We start from the raw sequence: 25813 nt of genomic DNA, 5'->3' as shown, positions 1-25813 counted from the left end.
CAACAGGTAAACCGTGCGCTAATCTCCATCGCCTGCGCTTAGCTTATAACTGTTTTTTATTATTTTTGCCCCAAGGCTGGGGTATGATTCCATTTTCATGGTCAGCTTCCTTAATCACACACCATGAGTTCAGCCGTTAAACGCGGGTTTATTAGAACCCTTAAAATAAGTGGCATTATAGTAGGCAGCTTATTGCTATTGATGTTCCTTCTGCCTTTTGTATTTCCGCAAACTTTTACTAAGAAGGTTAATTTGTGGGCTAACCAGCGTATTAACGGGCATGTTTCATTTTCGGGTACCGGTTTATCGTTCTTTAAGCATTTCCCGGCGCTTACCTTAACGCTTTATGATGTCAATCTTCAGGGGAGCGCGCCCTTTCAGCACGATACCCTGGTGGCGGCAAAGGAGATCTCTTTGGGCATAGATATTTCATCGATATTTAAAAGCAAGATCAATATTAACAAAATATACCTTAGCCAGGCGTTGATTAATATACAGGTAGACAGCGCCGGCAGGGCTAATTACAATATATATAAATCTGGCGCCAGCCAGACCAATGCGCCTGCCGATAGCAGCGGGGCATCATTAGGTATCGAACAAATTTTAGTTGAAAAAAGTCGCCTGGTTTATAATGATGAATCATTGCCCATGAAAATTATTGCCCGCGGTTTCAACTATAGCGGCAGCGGCGATTTAAGTAAGGATGTATTTGACCTGCATACCCATACCAATATCCAATCGTTCGATTTTTATTATGCTAAGCAGGCCTATATCTTATCAAAAAAGGTTAATGCCGACCTGGTAACCAAAATCAATACCAAATCGCTGGCATTTATATTTCAGAAGAACGATTTGATGATCAATGAACTTCCTGTACAGTTTACAGGCAATTTCGCTTTCCTGCAAGATGGGTATGACATGAATTTTAAGGTAGACTCGCACGAAAGTGACCTCAGTAATATGTTTACGGCTTTACCCTCATCATACCAAAAAATGCTGGAACATACCGATGTAAATGGCACGGGGCATATCCAGCTAACGCTGGCCGGTAAATACATTGTAAAGGATAACATTAAACCCAACCTCAGCATTAACTTAAGTGTGAGAGATGGTTATATTAACAGCCAAAAATCGCCTTCGCCGGTAAAAAACCTTTTCATTAATATGGATGCGAAGGTGCCTGGGTTAAACCCCGATAGCTTATACCTCAATATCGATTCTGTTTATTTTAATATCGATAAGGATTATTTTAGTTCGGTAATTAAAATAAAAGGGGTTAAACAACCGGATATCTACGCCAAAATAAATACCGAAATAGATCTGGAAAAATGGAACAAGGCGTTCGGCATAAAAACGGTTGATTTGAAAGGCCGCTACGCGCTCCATTTATTAGCGCAGGGTAAATATATTACCGCGCCGGTGCGTACGGGTTTGCGCAAGGTTGATACATTGCCTGTTAGTATACCCAGTTTTAGCTTACGCTCATCTTTTACAAATGGTTATCTGAAGTATGCTTCGTTACCGCGCGCTATAGATCATATTGCGTTTGATGTAACGGCCGATTGCCCCGATCATAACTACAAGCATATCAAACTGGCTTTGGCCAACCTAAATATCAAGGCGCTGGATAATTATATCAAAGGCAATTTTAATTACAGTAATACTGACAATGCCCCGGTTGACGCGGCACTGGAAGCCAGGTTTAACCTGGCTGATCTGAAAGAGATCTATCCGCTTGATAGCATCAGTTTACAAGGCAACCTTAGCGCAAGCCTGCATACCAAAGGCAGTTACCTGCCTGCCAAAAAGCGCTTCCCGGTAACCGTGGCTAATGTTAGTTTAAAAAATGGCGCTATTCAAACCAGGTACTATCCGCACCCTATTCAAAACATACAGGTAAGCACTACTATTAATAACAGTACGGGCACGCTTGCAGGCACCAGTATTTCTGTTAAGCCCATTTCCTTCAGCTTTGAAAACGAGCCGTTTTTTGTAAAGGCCGAATTGCACAATTTTGATAACGTAGCGTATGATATTGCAGCTAAAGGCACCCTTAACATTGGTAAAATTTACCAGGTATTTGCTTTGAAAGGTTACGATGTAAAAGGGACCATTGCTGCCAATTTTAATTTAAAAGGTAAACAAAGCGATGCGGTTGCCGGGCGTTACGATAAGTTATTTAACTCGGGCACACTTAAAGTGAACAGTGTTGCATTAAGTACCGACTTATTCCCCAAACCATTTATCATTAGTAAAGGCCTTTTTAGCTTTAATCAGGATAAAATGCGGTTTGATGCTTTTACGGCTAAATATGGTACATCGCAATTGGTGCTGGATGGCGCTATTTCAAATGTAATAGATTATGCCCTAAAGCCGGGCGCGGTTTTGAAAGGCGATTTTAACCTGCAAAGCGATCATATGGTAATGGATGACTTTATGGCTTTTTCGGGTACAGATATGCCCGGGGTATCAGCCGGCAAAACAAGCGGTGTGATCATGGTACCGCAAAACCTGGATGTGAGTATTAATGCCTCCGTAAAAAAACTAACCTATAATGGCTTGCTGATTAACGATGCCAAAAGCCAAATGACCATTAAGCAGGGAAGTGTAGCTTTAAAACAAACCGGCTTTAATATGATTGGATCGCCCGTAAGCATGGATGCCGATTATACTAATAAAGGCCCGCAAAAGGCGTTCTTTAATTATCACATCAACGCTAAAGATTTTGATATTAAAAAAGCGTATAACCAAATTAAACTATTTCATGATATGGCTACCTCGGCCGCGCATGCCCAGGGATTGGTATCGTTAGATTACCGCCTGAGCGGGCGCTTAAACAATAATATGGAGCCGGTATACGCATCGCTGAATGGTGGTGGGGTATTGTCTGCATCAAAAATAAAAATGCACGGGTTTAAATTGGCCGGGGCAATTGGCAGCAGCACCAATCACGATAGCCTTTCCAATAACCCCGACCTGACCAGGGTAGAAATTAAAACTACTATCGCCAAAAATATCATTACCATTGCCCCAACCAAAATGCGTATGGCCGGCTTTAGGATCAGGTTTGAGGGGCAGGCCAGTTTTGATAAGGCTATCAACATTAAGTTCAGGTTAGGCTTACCTCCTTTAGGTATTTTAGGTATCCCCATGACGATTACCGGCACACAGGATAAGCCCAAAATACGTTTAGGTAAAGGTAAAAAAGAAGACGAACTGCAAGGGGCTGCTGATGACGGGGATTAATGGCGTAATGATAAGCTTTATCTGATAATAGTTATTGATCCCGAAAGTACTTGTCCGCCTACATTTAGCCTGATCACATAGTAGTATGTTGCGGCGGGCAAGGGCTGGCCGTTATAGGTGCCATCCCAGGGTTTGCCGTAACCGATGGAATGATACATCCCAATCCCATAACGGTTGTAAATATCAACTACCACGTCAGTATAAGCCGATAAGCCGTTAATGGTCCATAGATCGTTAACTCCATCGCCATTGGGGGTAAATGTATTGTTGATTACAATAACCGGCGATACTTTTACAAGGGCCTGATCGTAGGCGGTACAGCCCAGGGCGTCAGTTATTGTTAAAGTATAAAGCTGGTCGTTATCGCCGCCGGTAATAACCGGGTTTTTTAAGGTGTTATCATTAATGCCAATATTAGGCGTCCATAAGTAAGTTACATTTTCATCGCTTACTGTTGGCTGTAAAACAATGGTATGGTCTTTTAGTACATATCTTGTCCCTCCGGCATATACTGTAGGCGGCGGGGTGAATTTGATAATCATCTCATCTGCGGGTATATCGCATACGCTGGCATTATTATAGGTTAATGTAAGTTTTACCGAGCCGCTTATAGTATCTGCTGCGCTTGGCTTATAAGTGGCATTAACCTGGCTGGGCGATGAGAATGTGCCCGTACCCGATGTAGTCCAGGTTGCGCTGCCCGGTTTTAATAAAGTTCCGCTTAATACTACGCCGGTGGTTTGCGCGCAAACTTCCTGATCGGGGCCCGCATCAACCGCCGGGGTAGGGCCAAAGGTAATAACGGTATTAGCCGAAGCCGGGGTGCAATCATCCCTACTGGTAGATGTTAAGGTAAGTATAACCGAGCCGTTGGCTTTATCCTGTGCCGATGGGATATATTGATTATTAAGTTGATCTAACGGAGCGCTAAACCTTCCGGTGCCTGTTGTTGGTTGCCATATCCCGGTGGTAGTGCCGCCGGATACGGTACCGGTAACATTTATAGCGTTTTGTGTTATACAAACTGTTTGATCGGGACCGACAGTTACTACCGGCCTGGCATTTATTGCAACACTAACAATAGCTGGCGGGCTTGGACAACTGGTAGAGACGGTAAGGCTATAATTGCCCGCATCAGCCGGTGTAGCATTACTGATCTGGGGATTTTGCTGGTTAGATGTAAAACCATTGGGGCCGGTCCACGAGTAGGTTGCCCCGGCTATTGAAGGCGTTAGTAAATAGATCGTGTTCCCTTCGCAAACAGGCGAATTACTGTTAGCAACAGGGGCAGGAGGCAGGGGATACACGCCAACATAAAAAATAAATGGCTGCCCCTGGCATCCATAGGCCGATGGTATAATGGTGTATTGCACATAGTTTACCGTAGTGCCCGTATTAAAAAGTGTTTCATCAATACTACTGCCCGGTTGATTATTTACCGGTGGGTTACTGATATTAGGCGATGCAGCACGGCTCCAGGTAAAAGTTGCGGTGGGCACGTCAGACGTTATCTTATAACTAAAGGGGATGCCATTACAAACACTAAAATCTTTAGGGCTGGTAACGCTAACACCGGGATTTACCGTAGTTACAAAATTAAAGGTGCCGGTACAGTTGCCTTCTGCATAGGTGAAAACGTAGGTTACATCTACCGGAGCGGTTGTAGTATTAAACAAACTTTCTTTTATAGTTGCAGCAGCCTGATCTGATACGGTAATATTACTAATACCCGGTACGGCGGCCCTGCTCCATCTGAAATTTACCCCGGGATGACTGAACATAAAGGTGTAGTTTACCGGTTCGCCGTTACAGGCAGGAGATGAAGGGACGCTGGTTACACTACCCAATGGATTAACGGTAACCACATATTTAAATAATGAACTACAGGTGCCTGCCGTGGCTGTTATATTATAAGTTACTTTGATAGGCGTATTGCCGTTATTGACCAAAGTTTCGTTAATACTACCCGAAGTATTACCAATAACCGCCGCATTGTTAATACCGGCAACTGCCGGTCTGTCCCAGCTGTAAGTTGCGGCCACATCTGATGTAATGGTATAGCTTAACAAGCTGCCGCTGCAAACCTGCCCTGTAGGGACGCTGGTAACCGTTGGTGGTTGTATAATCGTAACATCAACCTTAGTGCGGGGCCCGGGGCAGCCGGCGCTGCTTACAGCCTGCACATAATAGGATGCAGGGCCGGTTAAAGGTGGAGTAGTGTAGGTATCACCACCCGGTAAAAGTGCTGAGCCACCCGAAGCAGAGGCATACCATTCATAGGTGTTGCCCGCCACAGGGTTTACTTTTAATACGGCCGGTGTATTAAAACAAGTAGTCACAGGAGGGGCATTGGGTGCAAGCGGTAAGGGGTTTACGGTAATATCTACCTGGGTACGGTCACTGGTATTTCCCCCTACTGTGGTTTGCACCCAATAAGTAGTGGAGGATGGTAAAGGCGGTGTGGTAAATGTGCCGCCGGTAAATACGCTACTGCCGCCCGTAGCAACGGTAAACCATTGATAATTGCCGCCACCTGTTGCTACAAGTGTTACCGTACTACCCGCGCAAACAGCAGGCGGTGGGGCCACCGTAGGGGGGGGCGGCTTTGGCGATATAGTGATAACTACCTGATCGGATGTAGTGCCGCAATTATTGCCTGATGTGGTTGCAAGGGTCAACGTAGCTGATGTTTCTCCCGGCCCCGGTGTGTAGATCGGGTTTACAATATTGGCGTCAGAGAAACTACCCGTCCCGCTGGTGGTCCATTTGATCCCTGTTCCTGTAGGTGTAAAACTGCCTGCCAATTGCGCGGTATTGCCTGCTTTGATGGTTTGGTTAGGGCCTGCATTAACATCAACCCCGGGATTAATAACCATGGTTTGCTGGGCTGAAGTTGTCGGGCAGGTACCGCTGGCCGCAATGGTATTAGTAATGGTGTAAGTACCCGGCTGGCTATTTTGCAGATCGATAACACCTGTGCTAATATCGGTGAAAACCAAATTTGGGGATGAGGCAGAGAATGTACCGGCGCTTGCTATGCCCGAAAATACCGGTGCAGGATTAGCAGCAAACTGACAATAAGTGCTGCTGCTATAAGTGAAATTAGCATCAGGGGTTACAACTATCGATACCGTAGTACTGGTAATGGTTTGACACGAATTGTTACTTTTAAAAGTAATGGTGTATTTACCTAAAGGACTGGCGCCAACATTTATCTGTCCTGTAGTACTGTTAATTGCAAGCGTATTAGGCGAAGCGGTAAATGTGCCCCCTGCCGCGTCAATATACGTTGGTGTAAAAGTGGGGGTAGTGCTACAAACAGTGGCCGATGAATATTGAAATTGCGGAAAAGCGACTGGCGTGGTGGTAACGGTTACACCTGCGCGGGGGCCAACGCAGGTACCCAAAGTATTTTCGGCATAATAGGTTGTTGTGGTATTTACGGTGGGTGTGTAGGTATTCCCAGTAGCCAAAACAGTGCCGCCTGTAGCCACATTATACCATCTGATAGTGCCGCCATCAGTAACCGATGCGGTTAATGTGGTTGATGTAAGTGGGCAAATGGTAGTTGCCCCGCTTACCGTAGGTTGCTGGGGTATTGGGCTTACGGTAACAGTTACAGCGGTACGTGCGCTGGTGCAGCCATTAACCGTGGTTTCTACATAATAGGTAGTGCTGGTGGTTAAAGCCGGCGTTGTAAAAGTATCGCTTGATGAAAGCAGACTACCGCCGGCAGCGGCATCATACCACTTGTAGTTATCAGACCCTGTAGCGGTTAGTGTTGCAGCAGTATTATAACATATGGTAGTGGGGCCAACTGTAGGCGGCGTAACCGTTGGTAGCACAGTAACATTTACGGCGGTACGTGTACTAACGCAGCCATTGGTATTGGCTACCTGCACATAATATGTGGTATTGGCCGAAACGATGGGGTTAAAGGTATCACCGGTAAATAGCAGGTTACCCCCGGTAGCGGCATCGTACCAGCTGTAGGTGCCGCCGGGTGCAATGGCCGATAAAGTAGCGGCTGTGCCGGGGCATACTTGCGTAACAGGGGCAACCGTGGGGGGGGCAGGGTTGTCGGTAACGGTTATGGTTACAGGTGTCAGGCTACTATAGCAAGCGCCATTGATGGTTTGTACGTAATAAGTTGTTGTAGCAGTAAGGACCGGAGTAATAAATGGATTGGCGGTATTATTAGGTAATGGCGTAGTGCCCGTGGCATCTGCAAACCAGGCAAAGTTGGTGCCCGAGGCGGATGTTGCCGTTAATACCGCGCTGGTGCCCGAACAGGTGGTAGCCGGGGATGGTGTTACCGTAGGTGCGTCGGGGGCGGGGGTAACGGTTATGGTTACAGCAGCGCGTGGGCTCTCACACGTTCCCAGCGAATTTTGTGCATAATAAGTAATAGTGCCGGTAAGATTGGGTGTAGTATAATCGGGGCTGATAATGAGCGGCACACCACCCGAGGGTACATCATACCACGCGATGGTCCCGCCGTCGCCCACATCGGCATGCAGGTTTGCAGAGGTGCCGGCGCAAATAGTAAAATTTGTTTGTACAGGTACAGGCGTTTGCGGGTAGGGGGTTACGTTAACTGTAACAGGTACAGGGTTGCTGGTACACCCATTAGTTACGGCTACCACATATAAAGTGGTAGTGGTTGTAAATGTTGTGCTATAAGTTGGCCCTTGCGATATCGGAGCACCGTTGGGAGTAGCATACCAGGTATAAGTATCGCCACCGCTTGCTGTTACTGTAGCTGTACTCCCCGCGCAAATGCTGGCGCCAGTAACTGTAGGATCGGCAGTAATATCAACAACTACAGGGGTTCTGGGCCCGGTGCAGCTCCCAACTGTGGCTTCTACATAAAAGGTTGTACTGGCGGTAATAGGGTCTGTAATATAGGTGTCACCAGTAAACTTAATATTGCCATTTACATCATACCATTGGAAAACGCCGCCGGCGGGTGCCGTGGCTGTAAGCGTTGCCGGGCTGCCTTTACAAACAATCGCTCCGGCTACCGTTGGCGCAGGCGGGGGCGATGTTGCTATTACCGTAAAGTTTTCTTTAACCGCCGGGCATGCCGAATTGTCGTTTACGGTAACAGTATAAGTGCCGGCTTTATTGACAGTAATTGATGCGGTGTTCTCGCCGGTGCTCCACACATAGCTGTACGGCACCGTACCTCCCGAAGCATTGGCTGTTAAAACAACGCTATTGCCCCCGCATATTACACCATTATTATTAGCGGTTATATTAACACTTAGGGTGCATTGAGAAAGCGCGGGGATGGCGCCCAGTAAAAATGTTATCAGTAATACTATCCTTTTGTATCGAGTCATCGTCAATATAATAGCCCTTTAACCAGTCTAATAAACTGTATTATAATGTTGATGTTTGATATTGATCAAATTAAGATGATCAGCGTATTTGTGCCCTTTTATACGTGAAATCACGTGTCTTTGTTCGTTTCAGTGTAGCTTGTAAGCAAATATACATGTTTAAGGGCAGGAAATCCAGTTGAAAGGAATAAAATAGCTTCGATAAAGATAGAAATCAGCTGTGGATAGATGAGTTGCGCAAAAATAATCATCCCCGTCTGTGATTTTTTTCTAACTTCTTACACTAATTGTGTGATTGAAAAATCTCATGGACAAAAAAGAGCTGTTTATCAAAGTTATTAAGGAAAATGAAGGGCTGATCTATAAGGTTACAACCCTTTACACTAACAGCCCGGAAGACAGGAATGACCTGTCGCAGGAGATCATCTATCAGCTATGGAAATCGTTCAGCTCTTTTAACGAGCAATCTAAACTAAGCACCTGGATGTACCGGGTAGCGTTGAATACCGCCATTTACCACCTGAAGCAAAATAAAAGAGGGATAGCTACAACACCGATAAATATGGACGCGCTAAGGTTTGCCGACGAAAAAGACACAGGAGCCGAGGAAAGAATAAAAACGCTTTATCAACATATCCAGCTGTTGAATTTACTGGAAAAAGGGATCATACTGCTTTATCTTGAAGGGAAGAGCCACGAAGAGATCGCAACGATCATTGGCCTCTCCGTTACTAACGTGGGGACAAAGATCTCCAGGATCAGGGAAAAACTGAAGACACAAATTATTAATACCAAAGCATAATGGAATTAGAAGAAATGAAAGCCTCGTGGGAGGCACTCAGTAAAAAAGTAGAAAAACAGGAACAACTTACCACACAAATCATAGAAAACATGACACAACAAAACTTTAAATCGAAATTAAATAACATCACCAAATGGGAATTATCCGGTACGGTGATCTGCTTTGCAAGCGCGGGATATGTGATCTTTAATTTTGCAAAGCTTAGCCAGGTTTACCTGCAGGTGTTTGCGCTTATCGGGATAGCTATATTAGCTGTTCTGCCGGTTATTTCTCTTTGGCTTTTAAAAGGTATGGGGAATTTAAATGTTTCATCAAAAACATATTCGGAAACTATTTCGGCTTATGCGCACCGAAAAATACGGTTCCAGCGGTTTCAAAAATTAAGTGTTTTATTTACAGTGGTTTTAATGATAACGGGTATGCCGGTAATAATGGCCATTCGTGGAATTGATATAGGTAAAATGCCCCATTACTGGAGCATTACCTTCCCTGTTATGCTGGTGTTTTTATTTGCATTTGCCTGGCGTGTACTACGCTATTATGATAGCAACCTTGAAAAAGCAGAGCATATCCTTACCGATATGGAACATTAACCAGTTAAACAAAAGAAGCGCCGTTGCTTTAACAACGGCGCTTCTTACTTCGGACTTCAGACTTCAGTCTTCCCGTCTTTCGAACTACTCCACCACAAATTCCTTCTTCAATTTAATATCCTCGCTCGACTGGCCTATGCGCACTTCAAAGGCGCCCGGCTCAACGGTCCAGTTCATGTTTTTATCCAGTATGGCCAGATCGTCCGGATGCAGGGTAAAAGTTACGGTTTTCTTCTCGCCCGGATTAAGGGTGATCCGTTCAAACCCGCGCAGGTCGCTATCATAAACCGTTACGCTGCTTACTTTATCTTTCAGGTATAATTCTACTACGTCATCGCCTTTGCGCGTGCCGGTGTTGGTTACATCTACAGTTACGGTAATATCGGACTGGTTAGCTACTTTAGCCGGCACTACCAGGTTGCTGTATTCAAAGGTAGTGTAGCTTAAGCCATAGCCAAATGGATAAAGCGCGCCGTTAATACTGGTTTTGCCATAGCCATTAGGGCCGCTTGATGGCTGTCCTGCCTGCGATGCCGGTTTAAAAGGGAAATTAAACTCTAACTGACCGGTACTTTTAGGGAAGGTAATAGCCAGTTTACCGCCGGGGTTATTATCGCCAAATAAGGTTTCGGCAATTACCTTACCGCTTTCGGGGCCGGGGAACCAGGCCTCTAAAATAGCCGGCACAAAGCGGTCTTCCCAGTTAATAGTAAGCGGCTGCCCGTTAATCATTACCATTACCACCGGTTTGCCGGTAGCTACTAAAGCCTGTATCAGTTTCAGCTGGCGGCCCGGCAGGTTAAGGCCTGTGCGCGAAAGGCTTTCGCCTACGCGTTTTTCATCCTCGCCCACAACGGCAATTACCACATCAGCATTTTTAGCCTGGGTAACGGCAACTGCAATACTGGCTTCTTCCTGCTGGGTAAGCGGGGTTTCAATTATTTCGCTTTCGGGCCAGTTAGCATCAACTATATCACAACCTTTTGTGTAAGCTACCATTCCCTTATCGCCTACATAATTCTTAATGCCATCTAAAACGCTGGTCACTTTATTGTTCGACGGGCCATAGCGGCTCACGGCATAGCTGGTGGCATCGGCCAGGGGACCGGTTACCAGTATTTTAGGCGTTTTTTTAAGATCCAAAGGTAGCAGATTGCCGGTGTTTTTTAGCAGCACCATGCTCTCGCGGTTCATTTTAAGGCCCATTTCCAGCGCCTCTGCATTTTGTACAATTTTATCGGCCGCTTTAGGGTCTTTCACATAAGGATCGTCAAATAAACCCAGCCTGAATTTTACCCGCAGCACATCGCCCACGCGGCTGTCGATGGTTTTCATGGAGATCTTGCCTTCGTTCACCAGTTCGCGCAGGGGGTTAATAAAGGTTTGCGGCATGGTGAAATTGGTGCGCACATTCAGCCCGGCCTCTACCGCTTGCCTTACGGCTTCCTTATAAGTATCGGCTACGTGATGCTTGCTGAAGATATACTCTACCGCTTCGCTATCACTCACCACATAACCATTAAAACCAAATTGCTGACGCAGTAATTCGGTTAAAAAGTAATAGCTGCCGGTAACAGGTACGCCATCCCAATCGTTATAACTGCTCATTACCCCCATAGGGTGCGCTTCCTGTATTACCCTGCGGAACGGGTACAGGTAAATCTGGTGCATCTCGCGCGGGGCCACATGCGGGTCGGTACGGGCATTCCCGTCGCGGCCGCCTTTGGGTACGCTGTACACCGCGTAATGCTTTAAGGTTGAAGCTACACCTTCCTCCTGTATGCCCAGCACCATTTGCTTGCCCAGTTCGGCAATATGGAAAGGGTTTTCGCCGTAACATTCTACTACGCGGCCCCAGCGCTGGTCGCGCGCGGGGTCTAATATCGGCGCGTAAACATTGGTATAGCCCAGTGCTTTGGCTTCGCGGCCAACCACATTACCGGCCAGGCGCACTAAATTTTTATCCCAGGTTGCACCAATGCTGATAGGCGCGGGTAATGATGTAGCCCTGTCGTGGTTAAGGCCATGGATTCCTTCGTTTGTAAAATCTACCGGGATCCCTAAACGGGTTTCTTCCACAAACCATTTTTGCACGGTATTAATAGCGCCGGCATGTTTGCTGTAAGGGAAAGAATACTGGCTTTTAGCTTTATCGTTAAAAGGCAGGCTGTTCAGTTCTTCATCAATATTGGCAATCCCATCTTTCCACACTTCGTTTTTCCAGCTTGGGGTGGGCATTTCCTCTTTTAATACACGGCCATAGCCATAAAGGGTGGCCATCTGCGCGGTTTTTTCATTCACCGTCATCTGGCTAAGCAGGTCGGTAATGCGTTTTTCGATAGGTTGGGCGGGATCCTCAAAAACATCCTTTTTGCCGTTCTTGTTAAAATCGACCCACCCTTTGTGGTAAATATTTTTTTCCTGTGCTTGTGCGGCAATGATTATCCCGCTAAAGGCAGCCGATGTCAGGCATGTACGTAAAAATTGATTAAAGTTTCTCATATTGGTTTATTATGCAGAATTATCCCCAAAAATAAGTTTCGTTTCAGCATAAAATTAAATCTAATATGCATAAGGTTAAGGCTAATACACAAACAGGGGAATATTGGTGTGAATTTTTAAGCTAAACTTAGGCGGTGCAGCGGCCCGGCTATTGGTACAGTAGAGGCGACGCTGGATAGTGGCTTAAAATTAATGTGCAAATGTGCGTATATGCAGATGTGCAAATGAGGAACCATACAAATTCCTCATCTGCATATTTGCACATTTTACATATCTGCACATCAAAAAAATGCTAATTTTGATACCGATGCTTACCCTTACCAACCATACGCTGGAAAAACTGGAACTGCTGCTGAAAACGGCCGGTTACCGGGTGCGTTATGAGCGTGGGAACTTTAAAACCGGGGCTTGCCTGTTGCAGCATAACCGTATGGTAGTAATTAACAAATTTAGTAACCTGGAAAGCCGCATACAGGCCATTGCCGAACTGGCCCGCGAACTGGAGATTGATCAAACCCTGCTGGATGATAAGCAAACCGCTTTTTTGCACCAGCTTAAACAAACTAAATTAGCGCTGTGACCATTACTTTTTTAGGAACCGGAACTTCGCAGGGCGTACCTGTTATTGCCTGCGATTGCGAGGTATGCACATCGGCCGATGCGCGCGATAAGCGCCTGCGTACCTCGGTTTTAATTGAAGCTGAGGGACAGGTGATTGTGATTGATTCGGGTCCTGATTTTCGTTACCAGATGCTGCGCGCCGGGGTTAAACACCTGGATGCCATTTTGTTTACGCATGAACATAAGGACCATATTGCCGGTTTGGATGATATACGCGCCTTTAATTACAGGCAACAGCGGGCAATAGATGTGTACGCGGATGAACGGGTACAAAAAGCCCTGAAGCAAGAGTTCTCCTATATTTTTCACGATACTAAATATCCCGGTGTGCCCGAATTAAACCTGCATACCATCGGGCTTGATCCTTTTGATATCGGCCAGGTGCATATTACCCCTATCGAAGTGATGCACTACCGGCTGCCGGTGCTGGGTTTCCGCATTAAAGACTTCACTTATATTACTGATGCCAAAACGGTAACTGAAAGTGAAAAGGCGAAAATTAAAGGCTCGGAAGTATTGGTGATCAATGCCCTGCAATTTGATAAGCACATATCGCATTTTACTTTTGAAGAGGCTATTGCCTTTGCCGAAGAAATGGGTGCCGGAACCACTTACTTTACCCACATCAGTCACCGGCTGGGCCGGCATACAGATATTACCGCCCAATTGCCACCCCATATCAAACTGGCTTATGATGGGATGAAATTAGTGTTTTGACCATGATTCAAGGATTTTGGGATTTCCCTGATTGTGTACGTAGCTGAATGTATGCCATTTGCTTACTGCACCTCGGCATAAATTTCTGTTTCAACCAACTGGGTCAGTATGGTTTTCAGCATGGCTTCGCGCGCCCATAATTGCTCGGTTGGCGATGCATCCTCCTGGTACCAGCGGATAGGTTCGTTAATGGTGATGCGGCTTTTATAGGCAAAACTTTTGTTGGGATGTACCCTTGTCCCTTCGTAACTGTTCAAGCCTTCAGTTTTTATTAACCGGGCGAATTGTTTCAGGTGGATATCGGCCTGCAGGCATTCGTCCAGTGAATTTTTAAAATCGTGTTTATCCTCCAGCCATAGGGTAAGGATATCGCCGTTAATTTCATGATCGGCAATGGCTATGCGGCTGTAATCAAAATCTACCGAGATGATAAGCCACCATAGTTCGTTTTTTAATTTGTGCGGAATTTTTATCATAAAAATGTTGCTCCCCAGCCCCCTGAAGGGAGAGCGTTTTGTTTAATATGAACAGGGATATGTATTTGAATAAATTATGAGTAGTTGAATGGGAGCGCCGCGCTGTTAAACAACTCCCCTTTCAGGGGACTGGGGGGTAAAGGTTCCCAACCCGGCAGATATTCGCGGATAGCGGCTATGGTTTGCCCGTGCTTTTGGCAGGCGGCAAGATATCCCCGGTAACGGGCTGATGTTGTTTTATTGGCCCGGTGTTTCCCGGTGGTGCGGAGTGCAGAGTAAGCGATATGCATGTTGATGGTATGGTAATGAGATGGTTAGTTAGCTATCAGGTATTAATTCTTTAATTCTTTATTCATAATTATTTGATTTATTGATTTATTGTTTTAGTTTTGATTATTGAATGAACAAATATAAAGAAATATCTTTATCTATGTCAAGATTAATCTTTAAATAATTATCCACATTATGCCATTGTACGATAAGCCGTCGAAAATAAAAACCATCCGCCCGGAGACGCTGGAGTTTATTATCCTATATAATCAATTAAAGGGAAAAGCCTTTACCGGCAATATTCAATTAGCCGAGGTACTGGGTTTTAATTCGGCCAGTTCTATTACCGAGATCATCAAAAGCCGGCAGAATATCGATCCAGAAAAATTAAAGATATTTAAGGATAAATACAGAGATTACCTGTCTCCTGTAAAAAAACAAGAAATTACAGAAAACGGGCTGGCAAAAAAGGCTTTTGAAGGTATACCGATGTATGAAGTGATTGCCACCGCATCGGGCGTGGAGGTTTATAATGATATTAACGATGCCCAGCCGGTAGGCCATATGAATTTTCCCGGGATTGAGGAATGCGATTTTGCCTTGCCGGTTTGGGGGCACTCTATGTATCCTTATCTCGAAAACGGCTGCTGGGTAGCGCTAAAGGTAATTCATGATAATAAGATACTGCCCGGCGAGGTATATTATATTGAATGGGGGGATTACCGTATGTATAAACGCCTGCTGGCGGGCGATCATCCGGATGAGGTGATCGCTCACTCGGATAATACAACCGAGATGATAGGTAACCGGCTTAAATACGCGCCCTTTGTTATTAAACTGGAAGAAATTAAGAAGCTTTGCCTGGTAAAGGATATCCATAAAAAGCATAATCATTAATTGCTTTACTTCGCGATCCACCCGGCTTATAGGGTGGACAAATTAAGGACATGAAATTTGCCATAAATTTCCCGGTGTTGAAATATATATGGCCTGGTAGTTATTATTTGCGGTTTTTTGATCCCCGCCCTCGCCATTGCATGATTGTAATTTGCCGGAAGAAGCAAAGGCTTTTAGAAATTAATTGCACAAATCATGCTTTTCATTAAATTTGATGTCCAAACCTATTTGAATTTCTATTTATGGATATAACTACAATTGGCATTATTGGTGCCATAATAGTAGCTGTTGTGCTTTTTTTTACTTTCAAGAATAAGCAGACAGCCAGCAAAATGATGGAAGGCAATACCGATGTGGTGCCCCTGATGATGCAGAAGGCAACCCAAATGAAAGTGAGCCGCCTGCAACAGGTTACCGCAGACGATCCTAAGGCTAACGAACAACTACAGAGATTGGTAGCCGCCTACAAAAACAATCAGATCAGTATACAAGCGTATAACGACAAACTGGATACCCTGATCCAGCGGTTGGAAATTGAACTTTAATACCAATAATCCAACAATAAGCCTTTAACTTTGTTGCTTCTATTTTAAGGTGATGGGGATTATTGCACTAATCATATTTGGCTTTTTGCTACTGGCTTTTATCCTGGTGTTTAGGAAAAAGCGTAACGAAGGTGTGCAGAGCATCATGCAGCAAAACCGCGATGTGCCCCCGCTTTTTAAAGAACGATCGGCCAGGTTAAAATACCAGGCCCTGCATGAAACCCTTAAAAATAACCCCATCCCGCTGCAAACGCTGAAGCAATTAAAACGCGACTATCAAGACAAGCTGGTTAATATAGAAATATACCACAACGAGCTGGAAGAACTGGAGCGGCAGTATCTGAAACATTAATTACTAATATTTGCCGTACTTAATGGTATTTTTATATCATTGCAATATAAAACAGCAATACCAATGGCATCAGCAGCAGATGACGGAGTAGTTAAACGCTTAAAAGTGATTGTTAAAGAGCATGGCGGTCAGCTGGCTTTAGCCAACCTGATTGGGGTTGACCAGGGCTTTATCAGCAAAGTGATCAATAAAAAGCAGGACGTTAGCTATTACCTGATCCGTAAGCTGTGCTTTCAGCTAAAGTACTCGCCCGAGTGGCTGATACTGGGCACCGGCAACAAACAGATCCTTAAACAGGAATCGGCCAAACTCATTACCGAAATACAAATGCTGCGTACCGAAGTGGATATACTACACGCCCGCATGCGCGCCTACGAAATGGAACTGAAACAAATGCAGCCCCCCAACCCCCTAAAGGCCGGGGCTTAATGTGCAAATGCGTGTATGTGCAAATATGCAGATGTTAAAATGCATTCATTTGCACATATGCATATCCTCGCATTTGCACATTCGTTACTCGCTCGCTTCCTCGCCCTTTTCGCCTAACTTAACAATATCGCCTTCCTGAAAAAGGATAGCTTGCAGGGTTTTGCGCCATACCGGTTTTTGCCGCAGCAAAAACTCCAGGTCCATGCCAAAGTGTTTAAATTCCTCGTGCTGGGCGTTTTGCATAATGGCTTTTGCCTGCGGGTCTTTCTCAACCGAGATGCGCTGCTCGTACCAGTTAATGGCCTCGGCTTCTTCGCCCAGGGAAACAATCATACGGGCAAAAGTGCGGGTTTTATCGGATAGTTCGTTAGCCGGTTCGTGATACTGATCAAATGCCATAAGTTATGTTTTAAGTTGATAAGCAATAAGCAGATGAACAGGCAAATTGTTTTGCATACAACCGAGAAGCTATTAGCTTAGGTTTTCCAGTTGCTATAATCGCCGGGATTAATGGGTATATAATCAGCCGCTTTAGCTTTGTCTAAAGGAGTTTTTAATAGTATAATTGAAAACAAAGCCGATCCGCCCGCGAAAGCCAGCAGTATCCACCATATGCTGTTGCCATTATGCTGGGCAAACGGCCGCTGATAAGGTTCAAGTATAATTGCCGGGCGGTTTTCATTATTGTTGTATAAATCAAGGGCATTTCTGTAAAACTCGCGTTTTTTATTATTGCCCAGTCTGTCCAGGTAAATAAAGTCATCGGCATCCGTCCGCATAAAATTGGCCAGCGTGCTTGCTTTAAATTCGGCATAGGCCTGCTCTTTCTCTATTGCAGATCCTCTGTTACTTATATTTACACCGTAGTGCCGGCCTAACCATGCGTGCGGCAAATTTTGGCGTAGCTGTGTAGTATCCGGCAGCGAACTGTATATGGGGGCAATAACATAAGCATCAAAATTTAGCCGGGTATTTCCTTTGCCGCTGACGTGCCGGTTAAAGTAAGCATGGTTATCCTTTACATCGGTATAATGCTGTTTAAGTGTATAGTACTTTGTTTTAGGTAGTTGGCCCATCTGGCTAATGTTTTGCAGGCTGGTTAGTTTACCGGTAGCCGTAAGCAGGTAGTTTTGCACGGTTAATGTAGTTAGGGCAGTAGCAAAAATCCCCATGATGATACCTGCGCCTACAGGCTTTCTCTTTTTATCACTACTATCTAAAAAACGCAGGCGTGGTAACAAAAAAACAACCACCGGTATAAAGGCTAAAACCGCCGGGATGGCAAAAGTGGTAATAGCTTCGTCCAGATGTAGCCAGCCGCGTTGTATAAACATGTAGTAGTTAAAAAACGAGTACAGCGCTGCAAACCCTGCCTGTACCAGCACAAAGGGTATAAAAATCAGTTTAAGTTTAAGGCCAATGTTTTCCATAATTCTTCCATTATATTCATTAAGATAAATATAGGGATAGGATGTTACTTGTACATTCATAATTTTTTGCTAATAATATTTGCAATTGTAAATTAATCTTCGTATCTTTACATCTGTTATATGCCAATCGGCATTTTATACATACAACACTCATCTTCATGTATTTTACAACTACCCATCAACTGGATAGCCTTATTGATGCGTATTTTACGCGCATTGCCGGCGAGTTCCATTTTAAAAACATTCCCGCCAAACGGAGCCCTACCGGCAAAGCCACCAGGCAAATAGTTTGGGACCGCGAGCCCGAGCCGCCGACTATTAGCGGACTGGTATTGTTCCTGGGGTTTGCGGACCGGGCCGCATTTGATAAAAAAGAACGCAAGGGGAAATACGCGCAATCCCTTAAACGGGCACGCCTGCGTATTGAAACGGAGTACGAGAAAAAACTGCACAATCCCACCGCCTCAGGCGCCATCTTCGCCCTTAAAAACCTGGGCTGGAACGAAAGGGACATCGCCGCGGCGGGCAATAATGCCCCAAAATCAATGAATGTAAATGTTAACGACAGCCCTATACCTACAGCCTCGAGCGAAAGGGAAGTGGATGTTTAATGTGCAGATATGTAGATGTGCAAATATGCAGATGATTAATGACTCAATGACAGCGAAGCGAATGACCCAATGACAACTATAAAAACCACCATATTATTTAAGCAAAACTACTATGCCACGGCGCAGGTGGTGGTAAACCAGGGCGGCAGCAGTTCGGGTAAAACATATGCTATTTTGCAGGTGTTGTTTGTACTGGCTTGCACCAATAAAGTGGTGATAACCGTTGTAGCGCAGGATATCCCCAACCTTAAGGTAGGGGCCATGCGCGATGCGCTGGAGATCTACAACCAACTGTCCGGATTAAAAAATGTAGTGAAAGCTTTTAACCATACCGATCGTTTTTTTGAGTTCGGTAATGGCAGCCTGCTCGAGTTTAAAAGCTACCACGATAGCCAGGACGCCAAAAGCGGTAAGCGCGACTACCTTTTTATAAACGAAGCCAACGGCATTAGTTGGGAGGTATATACCGAACTGGCCCTGCGCACCCGTAAGCGTGTTTTTATTGATTATAATCCTAATGCGGCCTTTTGGGTGCACGATAATTTATTAGGAAAACCCGGAGTGCAATTGATCATCAGCGATCACCGGCATAACCCCTTTTGCGAGGCCGGCATCCGCGAAAAAATTGAAGGCTTGCGTACCGATAACCCCGAACTGTGGAAGGTATACGCCCGCGGACTAACAGGTAAGGTGACCGGACTGGTATTAAGCAACTGGCATGTATGCGATGCTATTCCGCCGGATGCTAAGCGTTTGGCCTGCGGGTTAGATTTTGGCTTCACTAACGACCAAACCGGTTGCCTGGAAGTATACCTGCAAAATGGCGAACTATGGGTGAACGAATTGTTTTACTCGACCGGATTAACCAACCCTGATATATCGCGACGATTAGAGCAATGCGGGATCAGTAAAAACGTACTGATCATAGCCGACAGCGCCGAACCCAAATCGATAGAAGAACTGCGGCGCATGGGCTGGAATATTACCGGCGCTGTTAAAGGCCCCGGAACGGTAAACCTATCGATAGATATCCTGAAGCGTTACCGCATTAACGTTACCCGCAACAGCGTAAACCTGATAAACGAATTGGGCCGCTACAAGTGGAAAACCGATATTAATGGCCGCAGTTTGAACGAGCCGGTTGATAGTTTCAATCACCTGGTAGATCCATTGCGGTACGTGGCTTTAAACAAGCTGCGGGTAAAAGCGCTGAAGCCCGGCAAATCGCGCCTGCCATGGAAGGAGGCAAACTTTGGCGAGCGGGATTATGACTGGGTGTTTAATGCCACTTAATATTGTATTTTAAATTTATAATATCTATATTTACCAATATAATTAGCAATTATGAAAAACTTAATACTTATCACATTATTATTTGTCGTTTTCCAGGGGGAAGCGCAAACTACCAAACCTATTGATGGATTTTTGGGGATAAAATTTGGCAGTTCGGCCGCGCAGGTTACCGAAGCTTTAAAGGCTAAGGGTGCGGTGGTGAATGCCAACCCAACAGATTATTCTATTAGTTTCAGCAACCTTTCGCTTGGCGATCGAAAAGTAAGTACGCTTTTTGTGCATTTTGTAAATGATAAAGCATTTGAAACCTTATTTGTATTCAAACCAGATATGGAAGCTAAAAGTATTGAATTTTATAATAGTCTTATAACCGACATTAATAATGTATACGGTACTGGTAAGGAATCAAAAAAGTTTAAGCAACCGTACAGCGATGGGGATGGATACGAAATCACAGCTATTAAAACTGGAAATGCTGATTATCGTACTGAATGGGAAAGTGGGGATAATTATATATCAGCAACAATTGTACCCAATGCGCCATCCGGCGATTTGCGTATAAGATTGTTTTATAATGATGGCAAGCTGAGGGATTTGTATGAGAAGCAGAAAAAAGAAAAAAACAAGTCAGAATTTTAGGTAAAACACATTAGCCCTTATTGGGCTAATATTTTTAATAATACTATGCCAATAGGCATTTAAAACATAAATAAATATATTATGCCACCTCCAGTAAATAACCCATCAGACGATGCTCAGAATCAAACTGAACAACTAAAAAAAACCATGGCCGACCTGAATTCCGTTTTGCTGCAATTAGCTAAAACACAGGAAGAATTAGGAAAAACCATTGAAAAAAACAGCGGAAAGTTTGATGGCCTGGCCAAATCGTTAGACGACGCGGCCAAATCCATTAAAGAATTTAACAAACAAATAGGCGACACGGCCAAAACTATTGATGTATCAAAAAAATCGTTAGAAGAGAACAAAAAAGCGGTGGCCAGCCTGGAGCAGGTGTATGATACTTTACAAAAATCGCACAGGGTAAGCTCGAAACAGTTGAACGTATTACGCGAAGATATTGACCTGCTGACGCAAAATATACAGGACCAGGAAAAGGCGATTGCGGCAAGCGCCGAAGCTTTTGATTTTCAAAAAGGAAGTATCGATCAGTTAAAATCGGCCCTGGACAAACTTAAAGCATCCAATAAAGATTTTGGCCCGGTGCTGGAAGATGTAACCAAAGGCTTTAATATGATGAAAGATGGCCTGGCCGTAGTGAAAACGGGCTTTACAGGTGTGGGTGCCGCTATTAAGGCTACAGGCTTTGGTCTGCTGGTTTTAGTATTACAATCGGTAACCGAGTACTTTACTAAAACTACCGAGGGGGCTAAAAAACTAAAAGGAGGTATTGCCGCCATCAGCTTGGTAATTAAAACCGTAAAAGAGACCGTAAGCAAGATACTTAGCGCAATTGGTAAGGATATTGCCGACGCCGTAAGCCACCCGGCCGAAACAGTAAAAAAGGTTTGGAACGCGGTAATTGAAAATATCACCAACCGGTTTAAGGGGATCTCGGTATTTTTTAAGGGGCTGTTTAGCGGGGATTTAAAAACTATGGGCGATGGTGTGATACAAATGAGCACCGGTGTAACCCACGGTATTGATAAAATAAGCAAGGCTGTTAAAACGGTTAAAAACGAAGTAGCCGGCTTAGGGACTGCTATAGTAAAAGCTTATAATGATGGGGCCAATGATAGTGGTGAGGTAGTAAAGAAAATTGAGGGGAATGGTAAAACAGGGAAAAGATTATCAGTTGATAAAAAAGACAAAACACGAGGTGGCCAATTAGATGCGGCCAGATCGGGAGGGTTTAATAAAGAACCATCTGCTTCAAGTACAAAACATGAAATTTCAGTGGCTGACGATGATGGAGATTCTATTACATTACCTAATTCAAATAAAAAAAATGAGGATAATCTGCTACAAGATGGCATTATTATATCACATAACAGTGGCGATTGGCAAGTTGAATTTGAATTGCGCCAACAACAATTAGATAAAGAACGGGCGCAGGCCGAGCAAGCTGCACAGGCGCGTAACGAGTCGGTATTGAAAGTTGACCAACTGTACGATGAAAAACAAAAACAACTGGACAAGGCTCAGTTAGATGCGCAATTTGCCAACCAGCAAAACTATTTAAAATCGGTTGATAAACTTTCCGGCGCGTTGACAGGGATATTTGGCAAAAACACCATAGCAGCCAAAGCCGCCTTTAAAGCGCACCAGGCAGCAGCGGCCGGTCAGGTCATAATCGATACCCAAAAATCTATCATGGGTATCTGGTCGGCCAACGCGTCCATACCATTTATTGGTGTACCCAAAGCCATTGCCGAAACGGCTATCGCGGTAGCTGCGGGCGCTTCATCGTTAGCCGGCATTGTTAAGCAAAAGCCCGGCTTTGCCCAAGGCGGCTATTATGCGTCTGATGGCCGCGGCGCCTTGCTATCCGGCTATAGCCGTACCGATGATACCAACGCCTACCTCCGCTCGGGCGAAGCCGTGGTGGTATCCGAGGCTATGCGCAACCCTTGGGCACGCAATTTGGTCAGCGCCATTAACGTGGCCCATGGCGGCAGGGATTTCTCTACAGCTAATCCCGGTAAAGGTTATGCCATAGGCGGCATATTTACCGATGGCGGCAATGCCAACCGCTATTACAACCAGCCGGCTAACGATGTGAAGGATTTGGCTAATACGCTGGCTTACCAAATGCTCAACAACTTCCCGCCTATTTATGTGGATGTAAAGGATGTAAACAACCAGCAAAATATTTTGGCGCAAACGGTAAACCGGGTAAATCTGTAATTTCCACGGGTGATTATTTGGAAATATAATTTTATAGAAGTATATTTACCAATATAATTAGCAATTATGAAAAACTTAATACTTATCGCATTTTTATTTGTTACTATTTGCTGCAAAGCACAAACCACTAAGCCTATTGATGGGTTTCTGGGTATAAAATTTGGCAGTACACCAGAACAGGTTATTGAGGCTTTAAAAGCTAAAGGCGCAGTGTTAGATAAAGCTAACAGCAAGGTAACTGAACTTACTTTTAATAATGTAACATTAGGCAACAGGAAGGTTGAGGAATTTTGGGTAAGGTTTATTGACAATAAAGCTTGCGAGGCCCAATTTTTTTTTAAAGATGCATTAGAAACCAAAACTATTGAATATTATAATGCCCTCGTAAAGGACATTAATGATGTTTATGGTAGTGGTGTCAGCACCAAAAACTTCAAACAACCATATACGGATGGGGATGGGTATGAGATTACTGCTATAAAAACGGGCAATGCTGATTACAAAACATTATGGAAGGATAACGAAACTAAAAATACCATATCATCAAAAATACTAAATGACACATTTATTCGTCTGGTTTACCAGGATCGTAAATTGTTAGATATAGTTATTCAGAAGCAAAAAGAAAAAAACAAATCCGAGTTTTAAGGCAAACGGTAAACCGGGTAAATCTATAATTTCCACGGGTGATTATTTGGAAATATAATTTTATAGAAGTATATTTACCAATATAATTAGCAATTATGAAAAACTTAATACTTATCGCATTATTATTAATAACTGTTTGCTGCAAGGCACAAACCACAAAGCCTATTGATGGGTTCCTGGGCATTAAATTTGGCAGTAGCCCTGCACAGGTTATTGAGGCTTTAAAAGCAAAAGGGGGAATAGTAAATACAGGCCAAACACCTTTTTCAATTAGTTTTAGTAATGTATCATTAGGCAGCAGGAAAACGGCTGCGGTTTTTGTGCATTTTGTAAATGAACAAGCTTTTGAAGCCGCATTAGTATTTAAACCTGAATTGGAAACAAAAAGTATTGATTTTTATAATTTACTTGTAAAGGATATTAGTGAAGTATACGGTGTCGGAAAAGAATCAAAAAAATTCAAGCAACCTTACAGTGAAGGCGATGGCTATGAAATAACAGCCATAAAAACAGGCAATGCAGATTATGCAACATTTTGGACCGATGCCAATGAAAATGAACTTTCAGTAGTAATTGCAGTTACTTCAACTAATGAACTACGAGTGAGATTATTTTATGATCATGGCAAACTACGTAAGTTATACGAGGATCAACAAAAAGCAAAAAACAAATCCGAGTTTTAAAACACTAACCAAATAAATAGTCATTGACTATTTATTTTTTACAGGTATTATGCCAATTGGCACTTAAAACATATTTAAATGATTCAACAAAAAATAAAAACAACTACCGGGTTTATCCACCTCAGCATCCCCGAAAAACTGCACGAAGTAACGCTTGCCCAACTGATGGAAATGCAGTCGGCTGGTAACTTAAGCGATTTACAGGCTATCAGTATACTATCTAACACACCACTTAGCAAGCTGCAACATATCAGTAATGGCAACGATTTGCAGGCATTCAGCACACAGTTGCTAAACATTGCCCACCAAATTAAATATCTGTACAAAAGTGATGCGGTCCCGCAAAAGATCAGCCTAACCGTTGATGGTAAACCAACAAACGTGAAGGTGATAAATAATCTTTCTGTTGAACCCGCCGGCGCCTTTATGGCCGCGCGTGAGATTATTGCTGACGAGATTAGCAAACATATTGCCCAGCATGGCGAAGCAAATTGGCAGGACCATTTTAACCCATCGCTAAATGCCTGTACACAGGTTTTGGCGCAATACTTTTATTGCCGCGCCACCGGCAACCCTTATAATGAATACGCCGCCGCCGAGTTTGAAGGGCAGGTTAAACAACTCCCCGTAACCGATGCGCTGCCCATAGCCAAGTATTTTTTTTTGAGCTATCCAAACTTATCGAAACCGAAAACCGGCTTCTGGCATCGCCTGCGTCGGCGCTGGAGCAGCGCGCCGGCATAAAAACTTTCGAGCCGTTTAAATACATCAATACCATCAATGCCCTCAGCGGCGGCGATATCACCAAATGGGATGCCATCCTAAACCTACCCTACGATAGGGTACTCACCAAACTCCTGCTTAACAAAACCGAAGCCGCCTACCAAAAGCGGTACGGGGAGTTGCTGCAGGGAGGTTCATAGTCTTTAGTCTAAAGTCTTTAGTCGTAAGTCTATAGGCTAAAGAACATCCCGATAACTCACTTAGAACTTCAGACTCAAAACTTAAGACTTAACCCATGCCCATACGCAATCAAATAGCTGCCATAGCGCAGACCTTAACCGGTACGCCCGGCTTTATTTACGGCACCGCCGGCGAGTTGAACGCCCTGGCCGATGATGCCAGCTTCCCAACCGTATTTTTATACCCGCTGCAAAACATCGGGATTAACCCGGCGGTAAATGGATCGGTAGATAATACCTTCTCCATCTATATCGAGTTTCTGTACAAAACCGATTTTGGCCAGTACACCGCCGATAACGAAACCTATGTAGCGCAGGCCCTGCAGCTGGCCAACCAGTTTTTGGTAAAGGCCGCTACCTACCGCGAAGGAGATGGCCGCTACTTCCGGCTAAAAATTACCGAAAAAGCCAAGTGTGTACCCGTCTACAACAAGTTTGATGTAAACACTACAGGCGTAGGCCTCACGGTAACGCTATCGGCCATGTATTCGCCCGCTGTTGCTTAAGGCATCCTCTTGCTATT

General features: G+C 44.4%; 23 protein-coding genes. 17 read left to right on the top strand and 6 right to left on the bottom strand.

Features of this window, described 5'->3' with window-relative positions:
- Positions 1-123 precede the first annotated feature (123 nt).
- Complete coding sequence (locus AC07M6_RS04235; RefSeq protein ID WP_494887675.1) at positions 124-3246, top strand: AsmA family protein; 3123 nt, start codon at positions 124-126, stop codon at positions 3244-3246.
- Between the two features lie 17 nt (positions 3247-3263).
- On the opposite strand, the gene AC07M6_RS04230 is transcribed toward AC07M6_RS04235, so the two are convergent.
- Positions 3264-8591, bottom strand: coding sequence for an Ig-like domain-containing protein (locus AC07M6_RS04230; RefSeq protein ID WP_494887674.1), 5328 nt, complete (start codon positions 8589-8591; stop codon positions 3264-3266).
- 307 nt (positions 8592-8898) lie between these two features.
- On the opposite strand from AC07M6_RS04230, the gene AC07M6_RS04225 reads away from it, so the two are divergent.
- Both AC07M6_RS04225 and AC07M6_RS04220 read left to right on the top strand, forming a co-directional pair.
- Positions 8899-9393, top strand: coding sequence for an RNA polymerase sigma factor (locus AC07M6_RS04225; RefSeq protein ID WP_494887673.1), 495 nt, complete (start codon positions 8899-8901; stop codon positions 9391-9393).
- Complete coding sequence (locus AC07M6_RS04220) at positions 9393-9986, top strand: hypothetical protein (RefSeq protein ID WP_494887672.1); 594 nt, start codon at positions 9393-9395, stop codon at positions 9984-9986. The genes AC07M6_RS04225 and AC07M6_RS04220 overlap by 1 nt, the downstream gene beginning before the upstream one ends.
- 84 nt (positions 9987-10070) lie before the next feature.
- Here the strand turns inward: AC07M6_RS04220 and AC07M6_RS04215 are convergent, their stop codons facing one another.
- Positions 10071-12488 (bottom strand): glycoside hydrolase family 3 N-terminal domain-containing protein, encoded by a 2418-nt coding sequence (locus tag AC07M6_RS04215; RefSeq protein ID WP_494887671.1) that lies wholly within the window; start codon positions 12486-12488, stop codon positions 10071-10073.
- A 289-nt stretch (positions 12489-12777) separates the two neighbouring features.
- Between AC07M6_RS04215 and AC07M6_RS04210 the strand changes: the two genes are divergently transcribed.
- Complete coding sequence (locus tag AC07M6_RS04210; RefSeq protein ID WP_494887670.1) at positions 12778-13068, top strand: hypothetical protein; 291 nt, start codon at positions 12778-12780, stop codon at positions 13066-13068.
- A complete protein-coding gene (locus AC07M6_RS04205) occupies positions 13065-13826 on the top strand; it encodes an MBL fold metallo-hydrolase (RefSeq protein ID WP_494887669.1) in 762 nt (253 codons plus the stop codon). Before AC07M6_RS04210 ends, AC07M6_RS04205 begins: the two co-directional genes overlap by 4 nt.
- Positions 13827-13888: 62 nt before the next feature.
- On the opposite strand, the gene AC07M6_RS04200 is transcribed toward AC07M6_RS04205, so the two are convergent.
- Positions 13889-14302, bottom strand: coding sequence for a hypothetical protein (locus tag AC07M6_RS04200; protein WP_494887668.1), 414 nt, complete (start codon positions 14300-14302; stop codon positions 13889-13891).
- Positions 14303-14376: 74 nt separating this feature from the next.
- Positions 14377-14592, bottom strand: coding sequence for a hypothetical protein (locus AC07M6_RS04195; RefSeq protein WP_494887667.1), 216 nt, complete (start codon positions 14590-14592; stop codon positions 14377-14379).
- A 175-nt stretch (positions 14593-14767) separates the two neighbouring features.
- Here AC07M6_RS04195 and AC07M6_RS04190 point away from each other — a divergent pair, with 175 nt between their 5' ends.
- The 4 genes from AC07M6_RS04190 to AC07M6_RS04175 all read left to right on the top strand — a co-directional run bounded on the left by AC07M6_RS04190 (position 14768) and on the right by AC07M6_RS04175 (position 16795).
- On the top strand, positions 14768-15469 hold the full coding sequence (locus AC07M6_RS04190) for a S24 family peptidase (RefSeq protein WP_494887666.1): 702 nt from the start codon (positions 14768-14770) through the stop codon (positions 15467-15469).
- 242 nt (positions 15470-15711) lie between these two features.
- Positions 15712-16014: a hypothetical protein gene (locus AC07M6_RS04185; protein WP_494887665.1), complete on the top strand. Its 303-nt coding sequence runs from the start codon at positions 15712-15714 to the stop codon at positions 16012-16014.
- 52 nt (positions 16015-16066) lie between these two features.
- Positions 16067-16366 (top strand): hypothetical protein, encoded by a 300-nt coding sequence (locus AC07M6_RS04180; protein WP_494887664.1) that lies wholly within the window; start codon positions 16067-16069, stop codon positions 16364-16366.
- A 63-nt stretch (positions 16367-16429) separates the two neighbouring features.
- Entirely contained in the window at positions 16430-16795 is a 366-nt protein-coding gene (locus tag AC07M6_RS04175; protein ID WP_494887663.1) for a hypothetical protein, read from the top strand.
- A gap of 84 nt (positions 16796-16879) precedes the next feature.
- On the opposite strand, the gene AC07M6_RS04170 is transcribed toward AC07M6_RS04175, so the two are convergent.
- Entirely contained in the window at positions 16880-17194 is a 315-nt protein-coding gene (locus AC07M6_RS04170) for a ferritin family protein (RefSeq protein ID WP_494887662.1), read from the bottom strand.
- A gap of 77 nt (positions 17195-17271) precedes the next feature.
- On the bottom strand, positions 17272-18285 hold the full coding sequence (locus tag AC07M6_RS04165) for a hypothetical protein (protein WP_494887661.1): 1014 nt from the start codon (positions 18283-18285) through the stop codon (positions 17272-17274).
- A gap of 98 nt (positions 18286-18383) precedes the next feature.
- Here AC07M6_RS04165 and AC07M6_RS04160 point away from each other — a divergent pair, with 98 nt between their 5' ends.
- From AC07M6_RS04160 to AC07M6_RS04125, 8 genes are all read left to right on the top strand, one after another.
- Positions 18384-18836: a terminase small subunit gene (locus AC07M6_RS04160; protein WP_494887660.1), complete on the top strand. Its 453-nt coding sequence runs from the start codon at positions 18384-18386 to the stop codon at positions 18834-18836.
- Positions 18837-18905: 69 nt separating this feature from the next.
- The gene (locus AC07M6_RS04155; protein ID WP_494887659.1) at positions 18906-20129 is read left to right on the top strand and encodes a PBSX family phage terminase large subunit; all 1224 of its coding nucleotides are present in this window, start codon (positions 18906-18908) and stop codon (positions 20127-20129) included.
- A 51-nt stretch (positions 20130-20180) separates the two neighbouring features.
- Positions 20181-20768 carry a hypothetical protein gene (locus tag AC07M6_RS04150; protein WP_494887658.1) on the top strand — a complete coding sequence of 196 codons (588 nt, stop codon included), beginning with the start codon at positions 20181-20183 and terminating at the stop codon, positions 20766-20768.
- A gap of 81 nt (positions 20769-20849) precedes the next feature.
- Positions 20850-22997: a hypothetical protein gene (locus AC07M6_RS04145; protein ID WP_494887657.1), complete on the top strand. Its 2148-nt coding sequence runs from the start codon at positions 20850-20852 to the stop codon at positions 22995-22997.
- A 66-nt stretch (positions 22998-23063) separates the two neighbouring features.
- Positions 23064-23645, top strand: coding sequence for a hypothetical protein (locus tag AC07M6_RS04140; protein WP_494887656.1), 582 nt, complete (start codon positions 23064-23066; stop codon positions 23643-23645).
- A gap of 95 nt (positions 23646-23740) precedes the next feature.
- The gene (locus AC07M6_RS04135; RefSeq protein ID WP_494887655.1) at positions 23741-24328 is read left to right on the top strand and encodes a hypothetical protein; all 588 of its coding nucleotides are present in this window, start codon (positions 23741-23743) and stop codon (positions 24326-24328) included.
- A 78-nt stretch (positions 24329-24406) separates the two neighbouring features.
- The gene (locus tag AC07M6_RS04130) at positions 24407-25072 is read left to right on the top strand and encodes a hypothetical protein (protein ID WP_494887654.1); all 666 of its coding nucleotides are present in this window, start codon (positions 24407-24409) and stop codon (positions 25070-25072) included.
- Between the two features lie 274 nt (positions 25073-25346).
- Entirely contained in the window at positions 25347-25796 is a 450-nt protein-coding gene (locus AC07M6_RS04125; protein ID WP_494887653.1) for a hypothetical protein, read from the top strand.
- Positions 25797-25813 lie beyond the last annotated feature (17 nt).

This window comes from Mucilaginibacter sp. GW821-FHT07H05 (genome assembly GCF_059418485.1).
The sequence above is the reverse complement of the archived record's forward strand: the minus strand, read 5'-3'. Positions and strand labels throughout refer to the sequence as shown.